The 18,391-nt window shown below is 72.5% G+C and carries 20 protein-coding genes and 1 pseudogene; 9 read left to right on the forward strand and 12 right to left on the reverse strand.

The genetic code is table 11. The features are described 5' to 3' along the window. Positions 1-254 precede the first annotated feature (254 nt). From HHX30_RS31205 to HHX30_RS31225, 5 genes are all read right to left on the reverse strand, one after another. Positions 255-1,172: a TIGR03619 family F420-dependent LLM class oxidoreductase gene (locus HHX30_RS31205; RefSeq protein ID WP_169986390.1), complete on the reverse strand. Its 918-nt coding sequence runs from the start codon at positions 1,170-1,172 to the stop codon at positions 255-257. A 362-nt stretch (positions 1,173-1,534) separates the two neighbouring features. Then, a complete protein-coding gene (locus tag HHX30_RS31210) occupies positions 1,535-1,978 on the reverse strand; it encodes an Lsr2 family protein (RefSeq protein ID WP_169986392.1) in 444 nt (147 codons plus the stop codon). A gap of 28 nt (positions 1,979-2,006) precedes the next feature. Continuing rightward, positions 2,007-2,534, reverse strand: coding sequence for a hypothetical protein (locus HHX30_RS31215; RefSeq protein WP_169986394.1), 528 nt, complete (start codon positions 2,532-2,534; stop codon positions 2,007-2,009). A 128-nt stretch (positions 2,535-2,662) separates the two neighbouring features. Further along, the gene (locus HHX30_RS31220) at positions 2,663-4,702 is read right to left on the reverse strand and encodes a hypothetical protein (protein ID WP_169986396.1); all 2,040 of its coding nucleotides are present in this window, start codon (positions 4,700-4,702) and stop codon (positions 2,663-2,665) included. Between the two features lie 70 nt (positions 4,703-4,772). Then, complete coding sequence (locus HHX30_RS31225; RefSeq protein WP_169986398.1) at positions 4,773-5,261, reverse strand: nucleoside deaminase; 489 nt, start codon at positions 5,259-5,261, stop codon at positions 4,773-4,775. Between the two features lie 43 nt (positions 5,262-5,304). Here HHX30_RS31225 and HHX30_RS31230 point away from each other — a divergent pair, with 43 nt between their 5' ends. Both HHX30_RS31230 and HHX30_RS31235 read left to right on the forward strand, forming a co-directional pair. After that, complete coding sequence (locus HHX30_RS31230) at positions 5,305-6,060, forward strand: DNA-formamidopyrimidine glycosylase family protein (protein ID WP_169986400.1); 756 nt, start codon at positions 5,305-5,307, stop codon at positions 6,058-6,060. A gap of 38 nt (positions 6,061-6,098) precedes the next feature. Further along, a complete protein-coding gene (locus HHX30_RS31235) occupies positions 6,099-7,166 on the forward strand; it encodes a spore photoproduct lyase family protein (RefSeq protein WP_169986401.1) in 1,068 nt (355 codons plus the stop codon). Between the two features lie 300 nt (positions 7,167-7,466). Here HHX30_RS31235 and HHX30_RS43510 read toward each other — a convergent pair. The 3 genes and pseudogenes from HHX30_RS43510 to HHX30_RS31250 form a co-directional block, all read right to left on the reverse strand. After that, positions 7,467-7,532: pseudogene (locus HHX30_RS43510) on the reverse strand (hypothetical protein); the annotation flags it as partial. A 214-nt stretch (positions 7,533-7,746) separates the two neighbouring features. Further along, complete coding sequence (locus HHX30_RS31245; RefSeq protein WP_169986402.1) at positions 7,747-8,604, reverse strand: glycerophosphodiester phosphodiesterase family protein; 858 nt, start codon at positions 8,602-8,604, stop codon at positions 7,747-7,749. Positions 8,605-8,738: 134 nt separating this feature from the next. Further along, positions 8,739-9,539 (reverse strand): bifunctional 2-polyprenyl-6-hydroxyphenol methylase/3-demethylubiquinol 3-O-methyltransferase UbiG, encoded by an 801-nt coding sequence (locus tag HHX30_RS31250; protein WP_169986404.1) that lies wholly within the window; start codon positions 9,537-9,539, stop codon positions 8,739-8,741. Positions 9,540-9,614: 75 nt separating this feature from the next. On the opposite strand from HHX30_RS31250, the gene HHX30_RS31255 reads away from it, so the two are divergent. Then, positions 9,615-10,208 carry a TetR/AcrR family transcriptional regulator gene (locus tag HHX30_RS31255; protein ID WP_169986405.1) on the forward strand — a complete coding sequence of 198 codons (594 nt, stop codon included), beginning with the start codon at positions 9,615-9,617 and terminating at the stop codon, positions 10,206-10,208. 39 nt (positions 10,209-10,247) lie between these two features. Here HHX30_RS31255 and HHX30_RS31260 read toward each other — a convergent pair whose 3' ends face one another. Both HHX30_RS31260 and HHX30_RS31265 read right to left on the reverse strand, forming a co-directional pair. Continuing rightward, a complete protein-coding gene (locus HHX30_RS31260; protein WP_169986407.1) occupies positions 10,248-10,865 on the reverse strand; it encodes an HAD family hydrolase in 618 nt (205 codons plus the stop codon). A 56-nt stretch (positions 10,866-10,921) separates the two neighbouring features. Further along, positions 10,922-11,875 (reverse strand): Gfo/Idh/MocA family protein, encoded by a 954-nt coding sequence (locus tag HHX30_RS31265; protein WP_169986409.1) that lies wholly within the window; start codon positions 11,873-11,875, stop codon positions 10,922-10,924. A 194-nt stretch (positions 11,876-12,069) separates the two neighbouring features. Here HHX30_RS31265 and HHX30_RS31270 point away from each other — a divergent pair, with 194 nt between their 5' ends. After that, entirely contained in the window at positions 12,070-12,639 is a 570-nt protein-coding gene (locus HHX30_RS31270; RefSeq protein WP_169986411.1) for an Ohr family peroxiredoxin, read from the forward strand. 95 nt (positions 12,640-12,734) lie between these two features. On the opposite strand, the gene HHX30_RS31275 is transcribed toward HHX30_RS31270, so the two are convergent. Both HHX30_RS31275 and HHX30_RS31280 read right to left on the reverse strand, forming a co-directional pair. Beyond that, complete coding sequence (locus tag HHX30_RS31275) at positions 12,735-13,493, reverse strand: lytic polysaccharide monooxygenase (protein ID WP_169986413.1); 759 nt, start codon at positions 13,491-13,493, stop codon at positions 12,735-12,737. Between the two features lie 160 nt (positions 13,494-13,653). Beyond that, positions 13,654-14,094 (reverse strand): hypothetical protein, encoded by a 441-nt coding sequence (locus HHX30_RS31280; RefSeq protein WP_169986415.1) that lies wholly within the window; start codon positions 14,092-14,094, stop codon positions 13,654-13,656. Between the two features lie 91 nt (positions 14,095-14,185). Here HHX30_RS31280 and HHX30_RS31285 point away from each other — a divergent pair, with 91 nt between their 5' ends. The 5 genes from HHX30_RS31285 to HHX30_RS31305 all read left to right on the forward strand — a co-directional run bounded on the left by HHX30_RS31285 (position 14,186) and on the right by HHX30_RS31305 (position 18,341). Beyond that, positions 14,186-14,593: a metalloregulator ArsR/SmtB family transcription factor gene (locus HHX30_RS31285; protein ID WP_310742183.1), complete on the forward strand. Its 408-nt coding sequence runs from the start codon at positions 14,186-14,188 to the stop codon at positions 14,591-14,593. Beyond that, positions 14,586-15,707, forward strand: a complete 1,122-nt coding sequence (locus HHX30_RS31290) for a cation diffusion facilitator family transporter (RefSeq protein WP_169986417.1) — start codon at positions 14,586-14,588, stop codon at positions 15,705-15,707. Before HHX30_RS31285 ends, HHX30_RS31290 begins: the two co-directional genes overlap by 8 nt. Positions 15,708-15,900: 193 nt before the next feature. Further along, positions 15,901-16,734 (forward strand): glycosyltransferase, encoded by an 834-nt coding sequence (locus HHX30_RS31295; RefSeq protein ID WP_169986418.1) that lies wholly within the window; start codon positions 15,901-15,903, stop codon positions 16,732-16,734. Then, positions 16,722-17,768, forward strand: a complete 1,047-nt coding sequence (locus HHX30_RS31300) for a glycosyltransferase family 9 protein (RefSeq protein WP_169986419.1) — start codon at positions 16,722-16,724, stop codon at positions 17,766-17,768. The genes HHX30_RS31295 and HHX30_RS31300 overlap by 13 nt, the downstream gene beginning before the upstream one ends. Positions 17,769-17,831: 63 nt before the next feature. Beyond that, positions 17,832-18,341, forward strand: coding sequence for a hypothetical protein (locus tag HHX30_RS31305; protein WP_169986420.1), 510 nt, complete (start codon positions 17,832-17,834; stop codon positions 18,339-18,341). The last annotated feature ends 50 nt before the right edge of the window (positions 18,342-18,391 follow it).

Consider the following 18,391-nt stretch of genomic DNA (forward strand, 5'->3'; position numbering starts at 1 on the left):
ACAGAATGAGCGATAAACGGTGATCTACGGTATTTAATGCCCTATTGTCCCAATAGGAGCCTTCACTGAGCGCTTATGTCGTCTTTATCCCGCAATGTCCGATTTCAGTCTGGGCTGCATGGGAGGACGACAGGGGGTCGTGCGACCGGCGACCTGCCGTTCAGAGCGTCCCTGAGCACGTCGGAGAAGTAGTGGAAGTCGGGAGCAGCGCCGGACCTGGTCGCCTCGGAGCGAAGGCATGCCTGCTGATGGTCTCAGCCGGCGTGCAGCGCGGTGATGAGCGCGTGCGCCACGTCGAGGAACTGGTCCCGCGAGGAGGTCGTCGTCTGCAGGTCGACGAACGCCTCGTGCGCCCCGGCCTCGGCGAGGGTCAGCAGGTAGTCGGCGACCTGCCGCACCGTTCCCGCGTGCGGCACCTGGTCGGCGGCCGCCGGTGAGTCCGTGATCGCCGGATTGACGCGCACCACCATGCGCAGGACGGACGGGTCCCGGCCCGCGCCGGACGCCGCCCGCAGCGCCATGTCCCACAGGGCGGTGAGGTACGGCATGGGCATGGCCGCGCTCAGCCAGCCGTCGGCCCGCCGGCCGACCCTCTCCAGCGCCCCGGGTGTGTAACCGGCCAGCAGGATCGGCGGGCGCGGCCGCTGGCAGGGCTTGAGGTCGATGTGCGACGGCGGCACCGTCCAGAGCGCGCCCTTGTGCTCGACCACCTCGTCCGTCCAGACGGCCTCCATCAGGTCGAGCGTCTCCTCCAGCCGCTCTCCCCTGCCCCGCCAGGGCACCCCGGTCGCGGTGTACTCGTCGCGCAGCCAGCCGAGGCCGATGCCGACGTCCAGCCGTCCGTCGCTGAGCAGGTCGAGCGAGGTCAGCGTACGGGCGAGCAGGACGGGCGGCTGCCACAGCGCATTGAGTGTGCTGGTCCCCAGCCGGATCTCGCGCGTACTGACCGCGGCCAGCGTCAGCGCGGTGAGGGGGTCGAAGAACGTCCCGAAGGCCGGTGGGACCGTCCCGTCTCCGCCCGGGTACGGGTCGCTGGGTGCCAGCGGCAGCAGGATGCGGTCGCCCGCCCACAGGCTGTTGTAGCCCATCGCCTCGAGATCCGCGCTCGCCTGCCGCATGAAGTCCGGGTCGGCGAACGCGCCGTACTGGGGAACCGTGTATCCGAGCCGCATGAGTGTCTCCTCGTACTTCGCCGTAGCGGAATCGCCCTGTTCGGGCGTCGGCGGAGACACTAGAAAGGCCCGCTTGCGGAAAACTTGGACCTCTCCAGTGCCTGTACGGAGTCGAAATCGTGCTGTCGCGCGCTCACCCGCACCGGTAGGTCATCTCGTGCGGCGTGCCCGCCGGTACCCGGCCGAAACCGACCGGGCCGGCGGCATGGGTTCTCATGGCGACCTGTTCTCGCCCGGCTTCTCGACGCCGGGTGTCCGTCCGGGAACGACCGCGGGCGAAGGCCCGGGGACGGGCGGATGCCCGGGCCCGAACGCCTGTCGCGGCGGCCGGGGCCGGGCGGAGTCCGCTCCGAGGCGTCCGTTCAGACGCCGGCCGTCGCCTCCGCGTGCGCGGTGGCCATCTCCGCGGATTCCTCCGCGGACTGTCCGGCGGGGTCCTCGGACCCGGCGTCCGGGGCGGCGTCGGGGTGCGCCGCGATGAACCGCTCGATGACCTCGTCGGCCATCTTCCCGCGCGGGGGCACGTCCAGCCCCTGCTCGCGGGCCCACTCGCGGACGTCCGTCAGCGTGTAACCCCGCAGGCGCGGGGAGGTGTCGGCGGCCTTCTTGGACCGCGACGCCTGCTTCACCTCACGGGCGTTCTCCAGCACTTCCTCGATGAACGCCAGAGCCTCGCTCAGCCGCTGCTGGTTCGCGTCGGACAGGTCGATGGCGAAGGTCCGGTTCAGCAGCGGGAACTCCCGTCGCGCCACATCGTCGCCCTCGGAGTGGTCGAGGTCGTCAACCAGAATCACCTTCTGCGCCACGTGCAGCCCTTCCAGGGTGGATCTCCGTCTATCTGGACCGTGGCATCTTACTGGTGCTCTCCTCACCGGCCCGCCTTCCCCGGTTCCTCGCCCCGAGCACGAGCGCCACCGCGGCCACGCCGTACGCGACCGTCGTGAGCAGGGCGGGCAGGAAGTCGCCCGGACCGGAGAAATCGGGCTGGCTGCCCGCGCTGATGTCCGCCACGGTCACCGCGTGCGGGAACTCGTCGATCGCCACCACCAGGTTGACGACCGTCATGACGCCGAGCAGTGCCGCGACGACCCACCTCGTCCGTCGCAGGTGCCGGTGGAGGACGGCCACCACCAGGACGAGCATCGGCAGATACCACGCGACCATCGCGTCCACGCCGTACAACGGTCGCGCGGCGACTCCGATGAAGAGTCCCAGGAAGGAGAGAATCGCCTGGTAGCCGAGATGTCCGCCCCCCGCCGAGACGGGGAGGATCACGGGCACCGCCGAGGCGGACACCGCCAGGACCAGCCACGGCCATACTTGGCGGACATTCGCCTCACGCGGCGGATGGTGCTCGGGCACCGCCGAAGTATCCCAGGACCGAGCACTCCGCGCCGTGGGCGCCCCTGCCGGAGACGATCGGACCGTCCCCGACGACCGGCACCTCGCCGAGGGCGGCCTGCGCTGAGGGAGGCCCTGACTGCTTCGCCTCAGCGTTTACGCCTGCGTCCCGCCGTACGCCCCCGGGCGCCGGGGCGCGGGCCGGGCACCAACCTCAACGGATGGGACCGCGCGCGCAAGCTGTCGAGGACCAGCCTGCGCAGTTCCTCCATGCTCTCCTCGGCGGGGTGGCCGGAGCCGGCCATCGCCTCGACGAGGGCGAGCGCGTTCGGCCCCGCCATGGCGCGCAAGTGCTCCAGCACCTTCTCCGGGCCCGCGATCTCCAGCAGGCCGAGCACACCCTCCGTCGTCACCAGCAGATGCTCGTCGGCGCCGAGTCCACCGCTATCGGAGAGCTCCAGCAGGACGAGGGGGCCCAGCACCGGGTCCGTACGCAGGCCGGGCAGCATCGGCCGCAGGTCCGGACGGATCTCGGCCAGGAAGGAGAGCATCGCGGCCGCCCGGGTGCGGAAGGAACAGGCGCGGACCGCGTCCACCAGCGGCCCGCAATCCCCGTTGTGCGCCGCGAGCCAGCCGTCCAGCTCCTGCGCGGCGGCGTCCGGCGGGTAGTGCTGCATGAGCACCCCCAGCAGCTCGGCGGCCGGAGCGTCCACCAGCTCGCCGATCAACGGGGCGTCCCTGCCCTCGGCCAGCATCCGCTCCCGCACGGCCCTCGCGCCGAGCGGCGTCAGCCGTACGAGGAGGCCCGGCTCGGCGAGCCGCCGCAGCAGCCGGGCCCGCGCCTCGGCCGGCAGCGGAAGCGGGCCACGAGCGAGATCGCCACCAGTGAGATCGTCGCCGGGGAGATCACCGTCGTCGACGAGATCACCGTCTTCGGGGAGATCGCCGGTGAGGTCGCTGGAGTACAGCTCGTCGGCCACGCCGTGGCTCAGCTCCACGGCGCCGAGCTCGGCCAGCGTCTCCAGCGCCCGCGCCAGCTCCTCCCCGACCCGATGGCGCCACGTCTCCTCCGGCACGCGGTCGGACGGGACGTAGTCCTGGCAGACCAGCCAGACCAACTCCTCCAGCCGGGCCACCGGCATCGGCCTCGCCATGCCGTACGCGCTGTTGAGCACGTCGGGCATGAGGTCGCCGAACACCGACGACAGCAGCGTCAACGACGCCGGCATGTCTCGGCCCAGCTCGAAGTACGCCTCGAACGCCCGCGTCCACAGCTTCTCCGGGTCACGCAGCAGCGGCGCGGCCTTGGCGACGCGGAGCAGGCGACCGCCGGTCACCCGGACGAGCCGAGCGCGCTTCGCCCAGGCGAGCATGAGGCCGACGCCCGGCAGTTCGGCCGCGCTGCGGACCTCGGCGTCCTGCTCGCCGGTGCCGAGCAGCCCGGCCAGCTCCCGGGCGTCGGCTCTCCGCAGATGACCGGCCTCGGTGAGCGTCCTGCCCTCGGCTCCCGCCCAGTCGGCCAGGGCCGTCAGCCGGCGTACGACCTCGCTGCGCGCCGCCGCCTCGGCGAGCTCGCGTGCGGGCGGCAGGACCAGCGGGGGCTGCGGGAAGGCCCGCTGCTCGTCCAGGTGCGGCCGGGCGAACCTGGCCTCGACCACCCTGTCGAGCGCCTCGGCGTCGTACGGCAGCCGGCCCGCCTCGACGTCGTGGGGCAATCTCTCCAGCGCCCTGCGGTCGGTCAGGTCGACACCGTTGTCGAGCGCCGTCTGCGCCCAGAACTTCGCGAGGCCCATGCGCGCGGGGTCGTCGAGCGCCGCCGGATAGTCCGCGACGGCGGCTCGCACCGCCCGCTCCAGCTCCGCCGGGGTGGCGCCACGGGGGTCGCGCAGCCCCTTCGCGGCGACGTAACGCAGCAGGGTCAGCAGGCTCTCCGGCGCCGCGTCCAGCTCGTCCCGGGTTGCGGTGACGTATCGCGGGATCCACTCCAGCAGGAACCTGCGCACCTGCGCCTCGTCCCAGTAGCCAAGCCGGCCGTCCACGCTGCGGTGGCGGGAGTCCAGGGCCGCCTCCAGCACCAGCGGGTCCGCGGCCATGCCACGCTCCCCCGCCCAGACGAGGCAGCGGCGGACCAGCAGGGCCTTGGCCGCCTCGAACTCCTCGTCCTCATGCGGCTCGAACCAGGTACGCATCAGTCCCCCTCACCCATGACCATGCAGCGGAGGGTATCCGTAGGTGCGCGGGAAGCACCGGGAAACGGCCTCAGGAGCCGGTGTGGAGGCGGCGGTGCAGCGCGCGAACCTCGTCGGCCAGCGCGGGCACGGGCCCGGCCACCCGCACACCGGGCGCGACCTCGTTGACCGGGAGTGTCCGCACCGGCGGGGGCGGCACGTCCCACTCGGCCAGCCACCGCGCGAGCTGCGCCGACGACGCGACGTAGACGATCCGCCCGAGTCCCACCCACCCGTGCGCCGCCGCGCACATCGGGCAGTGCTCGCCGGAGGTGTAGACGGTGGCCTTCGCGCGTTCCTCCGGCGTCATGTTCGCCGCGGCCCAGCGCGCCAGCTCGAACTCCGGGTGCCGCGTGTGATCGCCGCCCGCCACCCGGTTGCGGTCCTCGGCCAGCACCTCGCCGTCGCCGGAGACGAGCACCGAGCCGAACGGCTCGTCGTCCGCCTCCAGTGCTTCCTTCGCCAGCTCCACACAGCGGCGCAGGTGCCGCAGCTCCTCAGACGTCGGCTCGTAACTCATGATCCGAACGGTATCTCCGGACGGGACGGGTAGGGCGAGGGGCATGCCGGAGGGGCACCTGGTCCATCGCTACGCGGACGAGCAGCACGAGGAGCTCGCCGGCCGGGTGGTCAGGGCCACCAGCCCGCAGGGCAGGTTCGACGCCGGGCCGTACGACGGCAGGGTCGTCGAGGGCGTGGAGGCGCTCGGCAAGCACCTGCTCTACCGGCTGGAGGGCGCCCCGCCGATCCACGTGCACCTCGGCATGCAGGGCCTCTTCCTGCGGTACGACGACCCGGCGGCCCCGCCCCGCAAGGGCACCCGGCTGCGGCTGGCGACCGGCGAGGCGGCGTTCGACCTGATCGCGCCCGCCCGCTGCGAGGCGATGGACGAGCGGGCGCTGGCGGCGCTGCGGGCCGCGACCGGCCCCGACCCCCTGCGTGGTGACATCGACAGAACCGAGGCCGTACGACGCCTGCTCGCGGCCCACGTCCCGGTCGGCGCGGCCGTGCTCGACCAGGGCGTGTGGTCGGGGGTCGGCAACGCCTGGCGGGCCGAGCTGCTCTTCCTCACCGGCCTCGACCCCGGCGCCCGCGACATCGGCGCCGAGGCCGCCGGGCGGCTCTGGGACGCCGCCGTGCGCTACCTCGCGCTGGGCCGCGACGCCGGGCAGGTGGTCAGCGACCCGGACGCGCCGGACGAGCGGTGGGTCTACAAACGTGAGCGCTGCCGCCGCTGCGGGACCGCCGTGCGGACCTGGACCCTGGCCTCGAGGACGGCGTACGCGTGCCCCGCCGACCAGCACCTGAATGCCCTCTGACCTGGGAAGTCGTTCTGTTACCGAGTTGTTATATCCGGGTGAACGAAGGCCAGAGACTGCTGGACATCCGCCGCGTCTACGTCGAGCCCGCAGCCGCCGAACTGCCGCGCGGCAAGGAGATCCTGGAGCGGTTCCCCGAGGCCGAGCGCATCGAGATCGAGGCCCACCACCGCATCCCCGAGCTGTACGGGGACGAGGCGAACGTGGCCCGCTGGGTCAGGATCAAGACCGAGGCGCTGGTCCTCGGCGTCAAGAAGTCGCTCACCGCGCGGCCCAACGGCCGGTCGAGCGACTTCATCGCGCCCTCCACCGCCAACGGCTGCGCCATGGCCTGCGCGTACTGCTACGTGCCGCGCCGCAAGGGCTACAGCAACCCGATCACCGTGTTCGCCAACATCGACAAGATCACGGGATATCTCGCCAGGCACGCCGGGCGCCAGGGCGTCAAGCCCGAGCCGAACCAGGTGGACCCGCACGCCTGGGTCTACGACATCGGCGAGAACTCCGACTGCTCGGTGGACGCGACCGTCTCCGCCAACGTGCGCGATCTCGTCGGCCTCTTCCGCGACCTGCCGAACGCCAAGGCGAGCTTCGCCACCAAGTACGTCAACCGCGACCTGCTCGGCTGGGACCCGCGGGGCCGTACGCGCGTCCGCTTCAGCCTGATGCCGGCCGCCGACGCCAAGCTGCTGGACATCCGCACCTCGCCCGTCGCCGACCGGATCGCGGCGATCGACGACTTCGTCGAGGCGGGATACGAGGTGCACGTCAACTTCAGCCCGGTGGTCGTACGCGACGGCTGGCTGGAGGACTGGGCCGAGTTGCTCGGGCAGCTCGACGACGCGCTGAGCCCGGCGGCCCGCGCCCAGCTCGCCGCCGAGGTCATCTTCCTCACGCACAACGACCGGCTGCACGAGGTCAACCTCGGCTGGCATCCCAAGGCCGAGGAGGTGCTGTGGCGCCCCGACCTCCAGCAGCCGAAGCGCTCGCAGACGGGCGGCTGGAACGTCCGCTACAAGACCGGCCACAAGGGCCGCTACGTCACCGCGCTCACCGACCTGATCGCCGGCAAGCTCCCGTACTGCACCGTCCGCTACGCCTTCTGACCGCCGGCCGGCAGCGCGAGAGCGCGTACGGCGAGCTCCACCCACCGCACCCGGGCGCGCTCCGGCGTCCCGGCGCCCGGTGATGTGGTCAGGCTCACGGAGCAGACGTTCCTGCCCCATGTCCACCACAACGCGGTGCAGCAGCCCGGCGATCTCGTCCAGGGCCCCGCTCCGGCCGTCGCCGACCCTGCTCACGGCGGCGTCGAGGGTCGCGGCGATCGTCGCGCCCAGCTCGGTCACGATGGCGTCGACCAGGTCGTTCTTGGTGGGAAAGTGCCGGTAGAGCGTGCCCACGGCCACCCCGGCCGCCGCCGCGATGTCGTCCATCCCGGCCTCCGGCCCGTGCGTCGTGATGAGCTCACGCATGGCGGCCGGCGGGGATCCGCCGCGACGCGCCGCAGGCCACGGTCGACGTGGTGCGCCTGGACCTGGCCTCGCTCGCGTCGGTGCGGGCTCGGCGGCGACTACTACGGTCCGGGCGGCCTGTTCGAGATCCGCGGATATCCCGAGTGGGTCAGGGCGGCCGCCCGCGCGCACGACAGCGGCCTGGGGCAGCGCCTGTGGGAGGTCTCCCAGCGGCTCACCTCCGTGACCTACCCCGTCTGAGCGCCGCCGTCATCTCGAGAGTTTCTCGTACGGCGTCCGGTCTGTCGGTGATGACGCCGTCCACATCCGCGCCGATCAGGCGGCGTACGACGCCGGGGTCGTCCACGGTCCAGGCGAGGACCTTCATGCGCAGCCGGTGGACGCGCCGGACGTACTCCGCCGTGACGCCGGCGTACGGCGGATTGACCTGGTCGGCGAACCGGGCCAGGCCGGGCAGGTCCCGGGCGGGCGGTGTGCCGAGCAGGCCGATCGGCACACGGGGCATCAGGCGGTGGAAGCGGCGCATCGAGTCCCAGTCGAACGACTGCACGACGATCCGGCCGCGCCAGGCCGGGTCGCGCCCGATCTCCTCGGCCACCCGGGCCTCGATCCCGGGGTAGCGCCGGGGCTCCTTGATCTCCAGCAACAGGCCGAGCCCGCTGCCGCGCATCGCGCGCAGCGCCTCGCCGAGCGTGGGCACCGCCTCCCCCGCGTACCGCGGTGAGAACCACGAGCCGGCGTCCAGCCTGCGGATCTCGGTCAGCGTGAGATCGCCGACCCGCCAGGGCGACCGGCCCGGGAAGACCTTCTCCGCGTCGGTCGTACGTCCGAGCGTCGTGTCGTGCATCAGGATCAGATGGTGGTCCCTGGTCTCCTGGACGTCGAGCTCGAACATGTCCGCGCCCTGGTCTCGGGCCAGTTCGAAGGCGGCGACGGTGTTCTCCGGCGCGTACGCGGAGGCGCCGCGATGGGCCACCACCAGAGGCCCCGACGCCGCCTGGGCGGGGACGGCGAGATTCGGAGTGAGGGCGATCAAGACGATCGCGGCGATCAGGACGAGTCGCCGGCGCATGGTTCTCCTTCGAATCGAGAGCGTCTCCGATTCGAAGCTGACCGCGAGTCATTACTACAAGTTGATTCCTCGGTGGCGGCCGGGTGCCGGCTCGGTGAGCATCATCCCGTCTCCGGACATCCCGCCCGTGATGCTCACCCGCGTGCCGCGGTGACCACCACCGTGACGTAGGACACCGTGAAGCCGCCGCCCATCGCGTCGATCGCGTCCCCCACGCCCGCCAGCACCTCCGCGAGCGTGTCCTGTGGAAGCCGGGTGAGGACGCCGGACGTGGGCATCTGGTCCAGCCACTCGTCGCGGGTGTAGAACCGCTGCCAGTCGTACCGCCACTCCTCGGGATCGCCGAAGGCGCCCGCCTTCCCGATCCCGTCGGCGGCCTTGGCGAACAACGGCCGGTATCCGTCGAGGGCCGGCCCCGCCGGCCGGTCCTGCGCGGGGAAACCGGGCAGCACCCGTCGATAGACCGCGGCGGGGGCCTCCGCCACGGCCGGTGGGAGCTCGAAGACGTGCCAGAACGCCGCCAGCCGGCCGCCCGGGCGCAGCACCTCGGCCGCTTTGACCGCCCCGGCGACCGGATCGACCCAGTGCCAGGCAGTCCCGGCGACGACCGCGTCGAACGTACGGCCCGCCGGTTCCCAGGCCTCGAAGGTCGACACCTCGACCTCGATCCCGTCGCGGCGCGCGAAGTCCGCCATCCGCGCGTCGGGTTCGACGCCGAGGACCGTGCACCCGGCCTCCCGGAACTGCCGGGCTGCGATGCCGGTGCCGCAGCCGACGTCGAGGAACTCGCGTCCGGGGCTCGCGGCGATGATCTCCTCCACCATCGCGGCGGGATAGGGGGGCCGGGTCCGGTCGTAGCGTTCGGGGTCCACGCCGAACGACTCCGCCATTCCCCTGGCCTTGTGCGGTTCGTTCTCGGGAAGTGAAGTGGGCATACGCCCACTATGAGTGGGCGCATGCCCACTCGTCAAACCGGATACAGTCGACGAACGGACGAGAGGAACGGAACGGTGCCGACGGGGGTTGCCCTCCACAACGCGCGGGAGCAGTTGTTCGCGGCCGCGGAGCGCGTCCTGCTCAGGGACGGGCCGAGCGCGCTGACCAGCCGGGCGGTCACCACCGAGGCGGGCTGCGCCAAGGGCGTCCTGCACCGGCACTTCGCCGACTTCGACGCCTTCCTCGCCGAGCTCGTGCTCGACGGCATCGCCGGGGTCGACGCCCAGGCCGCCGCCCTGCGTCAGGCCGCCGGGACCGGCACCGTCGCCGGCAACCTCACCGGCGTGCTGACGGACCTGTTCGGGTCGGTCGCCGTCGCGGTCGTCGGTCTGATCATCTCCCGGGACGGGCTACGTGCCCGGCTGCGCGAGGCCAGGCCGGGCCCCGGCCTTCCGCTCCTGACGGAGGCGGCGGCCATGCTCGCCGCCTACCTGACGGCCGAGCGCGATCTGGGCCGCATCGCGGCGGACGCCGACGTCGACACGCTCGCCCCCACGCTGCTCGGCGCCTCGCACCTGCTGTTCGCCGACCGGGACGGCGGCCCGCCGCGGGCCGACGCCGTCCACAGGATGGTGACCACCGTCGTCTCCGGCGTCGTACGCGACTGATCCGCGCGCACCGGAGGCCTCCCGTCAGGGGCGGCCGGGTCAGCCGAGCAGCGGCGCGAGCGCCGTCTCCAGGCCGGGCGCGCCGGTGAAGAGGACGGCCGTCATGCCGAGTGCCCTGGCCGCCTCGACGTTCTCCGCCCGGTCGTCGACGAAGAGGCAGCGCCCGGCCGGAACGCCCGCGCGCTCGGCGGCGATCTCGTAGATGCGGGGGTCGGGCTTGGCCACCCCGGTCAGGGCGCTGCTGACCACCTCGTCGGCGAAGTGCGCCAGCCCCAGCCAGGCGAGGTCGTCCTCCAGGCTCAGTGTCGCGTTGGTCACCAGCACGACGGGCACGTGCGCCTGGGCCCGGCGCAGCAGGCCGAGCACCTCCTCGTCCGCCCGGGCCGGCGCCTTGACGAACGCCGTGACCAGCGCGCGGGCCCGCTCCGGTGGCGCCTGGAGGGCCAGTGCGGCCTCGGCCGCCTCCGTCCACTGCTCGACGGTGATCCGCCCGAGCAGCGCCGGCCGGACCGCATCGGGCGCGAAGAAGACCTTCATGGTGGTCCCCTCGCCCAGACCGGCGGCGCGCTCCAGCTCGGTCAGCTCGGTGTGGTCGAAGAAACGGATGACGCCGTCGAGGTCGCACAGCACCGCGTCGTACGGCCGGGGGTTCGCCATCGCCCATGCATACCACGGGTGGCCGCCTCCCGGATGGGGTGACATCGGCGGCGGGGTCAGCGCAGCATGTCGAGGGCGCGGGCGGTGCCGAGGGAGTCGTCGGCCGCCGTGTGCCGGGGCTCGGCCTCTCCGCGCAGCACCTCGTGGATGTGCCGGATGCCCCAGGAGAACGCGGTCCCCCCGCCCGGCTCGTGCCGTTCGACCAGGCGTCCCGCACGCCACAGTTCGAGCCCGTCGTGCGGCTCGGGGTGGAACGGGTTGGTCAGCCGGATCTCCCCGCCGGTGCCGACCAGGCGGGTGTACGTCGTGAACGGCAGGTCGAAGCCGCAGCTCATCATCAGGCGGCCGGTGCCGAACTCCAGGACCCCGGCGGTCTCGATGTCCACGCCCGCCTCGCCCTTGACGACGACGGCGTGGCCGGCGACGGCGTCACCGCCGAACAGCAGCTGCGCGAGCCGCACCGGGTAGCAGCCCACGTCGTAGAGCGCGCCGCCGCCGAGTGCCGGGTCGAGCCGGATGTTCACGGTGCCCTCCATCGTGAAATGGAAGGTCGACCAGATCTCCCGCAGGTCGCCGATCGCGCCCTCGGCGAGCAGGTCGCGCAGCCGCGCCGTCTGGGGGTGGAAGGGGAAGACGAACGCCTCCCAGAGCGGCCGGGCCGACCGGCGTGCGACCTCGATGACGTCGCCGGCCTCGGCGGGGGTGAGGCACAGCGGCTTCTCGCACAGGACCGCCTTGCCCGCCTCCAGGGCGGCGATCGTCCACGGCGCGTGCAGGGCGTTCGGCAGCGGGACGTAGACCGCGTCGATGCTCGGGTCCTCGATGACGGCCTCGTAGCCGCGTACGGCCCGGTCGACGCCGTTCCGCGCGGCGAACTCCTCGGCACGGGACAGGTCGCGGCCCGCCACAACGGCGGCCGTACCCCCGCCGGCCTCACGCAACGCGGGCAGGAACGCCCGCGCGGCGATGCCCGCCGTTCCGAGGACGCCCCATCGGACAGCCCCACTCATACCGAACCCACCCCTCGCCGCCATGACAGAGATTTCACCGTTTGCTGGGGAATGCCTGCCGGGACCGTAGCACAGGGACACTGAGCCGCCGCTGATGGGAACTTTTGCCTCCGAGGTCCGGTATCGGGCCGCTCAGGGGGTACGTGACCGCCGATCCCGACCGGGGCGCGACGTGAGCGGACGAGGGATGCGCTATGAGCGAGGAAATACGGCGATTCACCCATCTGCCGAGCGATCGGGCGCCCGGGCCCGACTACTCGGGGCCGGGAGTCGAGGCGGAGCTGACCGGGGAATTACCCGGAGACCACTCCACAGACCGGCTCGGACGGCAGGCGGCCCGCGAGGGCGGCGAATCCTACGACGACCTGTACACGGCCCGGGCCTCCTCCGCCCTCGGCAAGGTGGCGTCGGACGACGGCATGCTCGACGTCCGCATCAAGGCACCCGGGGAGCTCGGCGGGCCGGGCGGGGCGACCAACCCCGAGCAGCTGCTCGCCGCGGCCTACGCCTCCTGTTTCCACAACTCGCTCACCCTGGTGGCCGGTCGGCAGGGCGTCCGGACCGCCGACGCCACCGTGGACACGGCCGTCACGCTGCGCAAGCGGGGCACCGCCGACGACTACACGATCGCCACGGACCTGACCGTACGCCTGCCGGGGGTCGAGCCCGAGGCGGCCCGCAGGCTGGTGGAGCAGGCTCACGGCGAGTGCCCCTACTCGCGGGCCTTCATGCAGGGCGCCGAGGTGCACCTCCACGTCGCCTGACCCGCGACGCCCGCGACACCCCGGCCGAGGCGGCCGGAGCCGGGCCGTCCGGAGCGGACCCGCGGCCGCGCGCACCACGGGTCCGCCCGCTCATCTCAGATCCTCTGCCACAGCGCGGGGACGTTCGGCGGCTCCCAGCCCACGAGCGCCGTGTGGGCCTGCCTGCACTGGTACGTCGCCCCGCCGTAGGTGACCCGGTCGCCCACCTTGTACGCCGTCCCGGCGGCCCAGGTGCCGCCGGGAACGGTCGGAGTGGGCGTGGGGGTGCGCGTCGGCGTGGGAGACGGGCTCGGAGTACGCGTCGGCGTCGGGGACGGAGTGGGCGTGGGACTGGGCGTCCCGCCCCCGCCGACCTGAAGGTCGACGCAGGCGTAGAACGCGTTGGCGGTGTCGGCCACGTTCCAGATCGCGAGGACCTTCTGCCGGCCCGTCCGTCCGCTCAGGTTCACGGTGTGGCTGACGGTGGCGGGAGGCTGGCGTCCCTGGTCGTCGAAGACGGCGACCCGCGTGCCTCCGATGTAGTACTCCCACGTGCTGGTGGCGTGGCGGGCGGTCAGCGACCAGGTGAAGGTGACGGTGTTGCCGACGCTGGTGGCCGGCCATGGCCTGCTCTCGTCGTCGAGCTGGGCGAATCGGGCGTTGCCGCCGCTGCAGCTGCGCAGCCCCTTCGGCCCTTCCACGCTCTGGGGCTCGTAGACGATGTCGCCGCAGTTGGGGACGCGGCCCTGGGCGCACATCGCCTGGCGGCTCGGGGGCGACGAGATGTAGCCGTGCGCCTGAGCCGGTGAGGCGACGAACACCGTGGCGCCGATGGCGATCGTCGCCGTCGCGAGGAAGGTCAGCGTTCTTCGCATGTGTGCTCCTCACTGCTGGGGGGTGGCGCAAATATAAAAGAAAGTTTCCTAACAGTGAAGGCCCAATGACTGCCCTTGTCAGACGTCGGCGGCGGGATCGTTCCAGCCGTGAACCTCCGCTCGACCCCTGCTCCTCAGGGAGCAGGGGCCGAGCGGGACGTCACGCCGGTCGCCCGTCCGGGGTGCCGACCTGAGCGAGCGACCAGCCGCCGACGTCTTCGAGACGGATCCTCCAGGTCGCTCCGGCACCGCCCGCCGGGCGGTCGCCGGTGAAGGCGTCGACGAGGTGGAGGTAGTCCGGAAGGTCCTGCTCCGAGCCGGAGTCGAAGTCGCCGGCGAGCGCGGCGGCACGGTGGCGCTCGCGGCGCTCCTTCGCGCTCTCGGCGATGCGCATGAAGAAGCCTTCGGGGCCCTGGCCCGCGGGTATCTCCTCGGCGTGTGACCGGCGGATCTGTTCGATCACCGCGTCGGCGTACTCCTCCGGGGAGACGAGATGGCCGGTGATGACCGTGCCGTTCACGGCGAGGGCGACGCCCATTCGCTCCTTCGCCATGGACACGGCGAAGACCAGGGCCCGCAGTACTGGATCGGTGGTGCTCATGCGCCGATCTTGTCATCCGCCGGACGACGGCCGTACGGGCCACCGGGTGGGAGGCGTTGACATGCGCCGGCCGTCGCCTACACTCTCACACGTGAACGATCGTTCAAGTGTTGTGGATCTCGTGACGGCCGACTCCTGTGCGCTGCCGGTGGTGGACGCCGGCCGGGTGGAGACCGTCAGGAGGGCCATGCCGGCCGCTGAGACGGTGGAGGACCTGGCGCAGATCTTCGGGCTGCTGGCCGATCCCGGGCGGTTGCGGCTGATCGCGGCGCTGCTGGAGGGCGGCGAGATGTGCGTGTGCGATCTCGCCGCGGCGACCGGCCACAGCATGTCCGCCGCGTCCCACGCCCTGCGCCTGCTGCGGGTCCACAACGTGGTGAAGGTGCGGCGTGCGGGAAGGATGGCCTACTACCGCCTCGCGGACTCGCACGTGCGACTGCTGTTCGACCTGGCGATCACGCACATCGGACATGAGGAGAAGGACCGGGACGATGGGTGAGACCGGGAAGGACGCGAGCCGTGAGCACGCGCGCGAGCACGGTCACGGTCATGGGCATGGGCACGGGCACGCGGTGAGCGCCGAGGCCGACCGGCGTCTGCTGACCGGCGCGCTGGCGCTCATCGTCGGCTTCATGGCGGTCGAGGTCGTCATCGGCGTCATCGCGCACTCCCTGGCCCTGATCAGCGATGCCGGGCACATGCTCACCGACGCCATCGCCATCGCCTTCGCGATCGTGGCCATGCGGATCGCCGCCCGCCCGCCGCAGGGCGGCTTCACCTATGGCCTCAAACGCGCCGAGATCATCAGCGCCCAGATCAACGGGATCACGCTGCTGCTGCTCAGCGTCTACTTCGTCTACGAGGGCGTACGCAGGCTGATCGAGCCCCCCGAGGTCGAAGGCGCGTACGTCGTCGCCACCGGCATCGCCGGGATCGCGGTGAACCTGGCCGCGACCTGGCTGCTGAACAAGGCCAACCGCGCCAGCCTCAATGTCGAGGGCGCCTTCCAGCACATCCTCAACGACCTGTTCGCCTTCATCGCCACCACCGCCGCTGGCGCGGTGATCTGGGCGACCGGCTGGGGCCGGGCCGACGCCCTGGCCGCCCTCGTCGTGGCCGCCCTGATGCTCAAGGCCGGATGGGGCCTGGTGCGCGAGTCCGGCCGGGTCTTCATGGAGGCGGCTCCGGCCGGCATGAACCCCGCCGAGATCGGCCGCAAGGCCGCCGCCCTGGAACACGTCGTCGAGGTGCACGACCTGCACATCTGGGAGGTCACCAGCGGCTACCCCGCCATGTCCGCGCACATCCTGGTCGCCCCCGGCGCCGACTGCCACGCCGTACGGCAGGCGGCGCAGCGGATGGTCCACGACGAGTACGGCATCGACCACACCACCCTGCAGGTCGACCACGCCCCGCCGGAGCTCCTCGCAATCGGCGAGTCGTCCCCCGAGGCCGCCGAACCACACTGCGCGGACGCGCACGGCCCCGCGCACACGAACGGGCGGTGGCGGCCCGCGGAGGAAGCGGCGGAGGAGCGGCGCGCGGCCGGTTGCGCCGGCCGCCGGTACATCAGGTTCCCCAGCCCCGGACGCCTCTCCGACCGCCGTTCCTGACGTCGCCCCTCCCCGTCATCGGCGGGTGGCCGGACACGAACGACCACGTTGCGTCGAGCCGCCGCTCTAGCCGGGGCGGGGCGAGCTACGGCGGGGCACGGCCACCGAGGCCGCGCGCGGAGGAGAAGGACACGGCCGGGGTGGGCGGCTGACGGCGCTGTTTGCCGGATCACCCCAGGGGTATCACGCGCGCATGTTCGCCCCGTCTGACCTGGATGTACTCGTGCCCACGAAGGACCGCCCGGGCGCGCTGGGCGTGACATTGGCGGGCCTCGCGGCGCAGACCGTGGCCGGGTTCCGCGTCGTGATCTCCGATCAGTCGGACGCGCCGGTCGCCGACGACCCGCTGGTGGCGGCGCAGCTGCGCATCCTCGGCCACCGGGACAGGCCGGCGGCCGTCCACCACCACCTGCCCCCGCGGGGCATGGCGGAACAACGCGCGTTCCTGCTCGGCCGGGCCGAGCGGCGGCTGGCGCTCTACATCGACGACGACGTCTGGCTGGAGCCGGAGGCGATCGAGGTCCTGCTGTCCGCGATGAGCGATCTGCGCTGCGGCTTCGTCGGCTACGCCCTGCACGGCCTGTCCTACCGCGACGACGTACGCCCCGCCGAGCTGGCGCCGTACGAGGAGTGGACGGACGGCGTGCGGCCCGAGCGGGTGCGCCGGGAGTCGCCGGCCTGGCGGCGCCACACCCTGCACAACGCCTCGAACCCGCTGCACCTCGCGCGCGAGCACCTGGGCGTCCCGGGCCCCGGGGAGTGGCGGCCGTACAAGGTGGCCTGGATCGGCGGCTGCGTGCTGTACGACCGGGAACGGCTGCTGGAGTGCGGCGGCTTCGACTTCTGGCGGTCGGTGCCGCCCCGGCACGCGGGTGAGGACGTCGCGGCGCAGCTGCGCGTCATGGAGAGGTACGGCGGCGCGGGCCTGCTGCCGAGCCGGGCCTACCACATGGAGTTGCCCACGACGGTCACCGACCGCAGCGCCGAGTGCTACGACTACGTGTTCGAGACGGCATGGGCGCGCTGATCGAGGGGGTGCGCCGCATCGCGGTGCTGCGGGCCAACGCCCTGGGCGACCTGGTTCTCGCCATGCCCGCCCTGGAGGCGCTCCGCCGGGCCTACCCGCAGGCCCGGCTGACCCTCCTCGGCATCCCCTGGCACGCCGGGTTCCTGGACGGCAGGCCGGGTCCGGTCGACGACGTCGTCGCCCTGCCGCCGATCTCCGGGGTCTCGTCGGCGGAGAGCGGGCACGAGGCGCCGCAGAGCCTGTTCGAGGAGCTGCGCGAGCACCGGTTCGACCTCGCCGTGCAGATCCACGGCGGCGGGCGCAACTCCAACCCCTTCGTCAGGGCGATCGGCGCCCGCGTGACGGCCGGCCTGTGCGCGCCCGACGCCGTACGGCTCGACCTGTGCGTGCCGTACGTCTACTACCAGCACGAGACGTTGCGCTATCTGGAGGTCGCCGCGCTGGTCGGCGGCACGGCCGAGGTGTACGAGCCCAGGATCGCCGTGACCGGCGCCGACCGCGCCGAACTCGCCCGCGTGTACGGCGAGCCGCCCCGCGGCCTGGTCGCGCTGCATCCCGGGGCGAGCGACCCCCGGCGGCGCTGGCCGGCGCGCGCCTTCGCGGAGGCGGCCGACCGGCTCGGCCGCCCGGTCGTGATCACCGGCATCGAGAAGGAGCGGGAGGTGGTCGAGGAGGTCGCGGCGGCGATGCGGCGGCCCGCGCTCACGGCGGTCGGCACGCTGAGCGTCGGCGGCCTCGCCGCGCTGTACGAGCGGTGCGACCTGGTCATCTCCAACGACACCGGCCCCCGCCACCTCGCCGCGGCGGTCGGGACGGCCACCGTCGGCATCTACTGGTCCGGCAACCTGATCAACGCGGGGCCTCTCACCCGCGCCCTGCACCGGCCGTTGATCTCCTGGACCGCGCGCTGCCCGGTCTGCGGCGTCAGCGGGCACGATCCCCGGGCGGGGCGGTGCCCGCACGACGAGTCGTGGGTGGCCGAGGTCCCGGTCGACGACGTGGTCGAACAGGCCGGAGACCTGCTCCGGAGCTGATCGTGCGGGGAGACCAGCGGACGACAAGGATCTTCCAAGTCGGGGACCCTAGGGTCGGCGGACATGAGCAAGAACCTCGTCGTCGGCCTGCTGGCCGCCGCCTTCGCCATGGGCCTGCCGACCGCTTCCGCCCACGCCGCCACGAGTTACACCAGCACGAGCCACACCAGCACGACTCAGACCACCGCGGCCCAGACCACCGCCGCGGCGCCGCCGATCCACTGGGGTCCGGTGCAGTCCCGGTCCGGCCACCACGGCTACGCCAAGGCCGACGTGTGGACCACCCGTTTCACCGCGGAGACGTTCGTCGTCTCGGGCACGCTGTACGACCGCGACGCGCACAGCGGGCACTGCGCCTACGTCCGGGCCCGCTTCCACTACGTCGGCGGTGGCACCGGGTGGGCCCGGCCGAAGACGACCTGCGCGTCCCGCGGTTCCTTCCGGCTGTCGTCCGACGGCCAGATCAAGCGGGTGGACGTCAAGGTCTGCGTGCTCGACCGGCCGCGCCGTACGACCCTGAAGTGCTACGCCGACGCCATCACCCCGGCCATCATCGCCAACTGGCCGCAGTGACCGTACTCCCCTCGCGGTAGCGGCGTGCGGCGCTGATCCCCGGGCGGTAG

The sequence above is a fragment of the Microbispora sp. H10836 genome (genome assembly GCF_012999525.1).
GTDB lineage: Bacteria > Actinomycetota > Actinomycetes > Streptosporangiales > Streptosporangiaceae > Microbispora.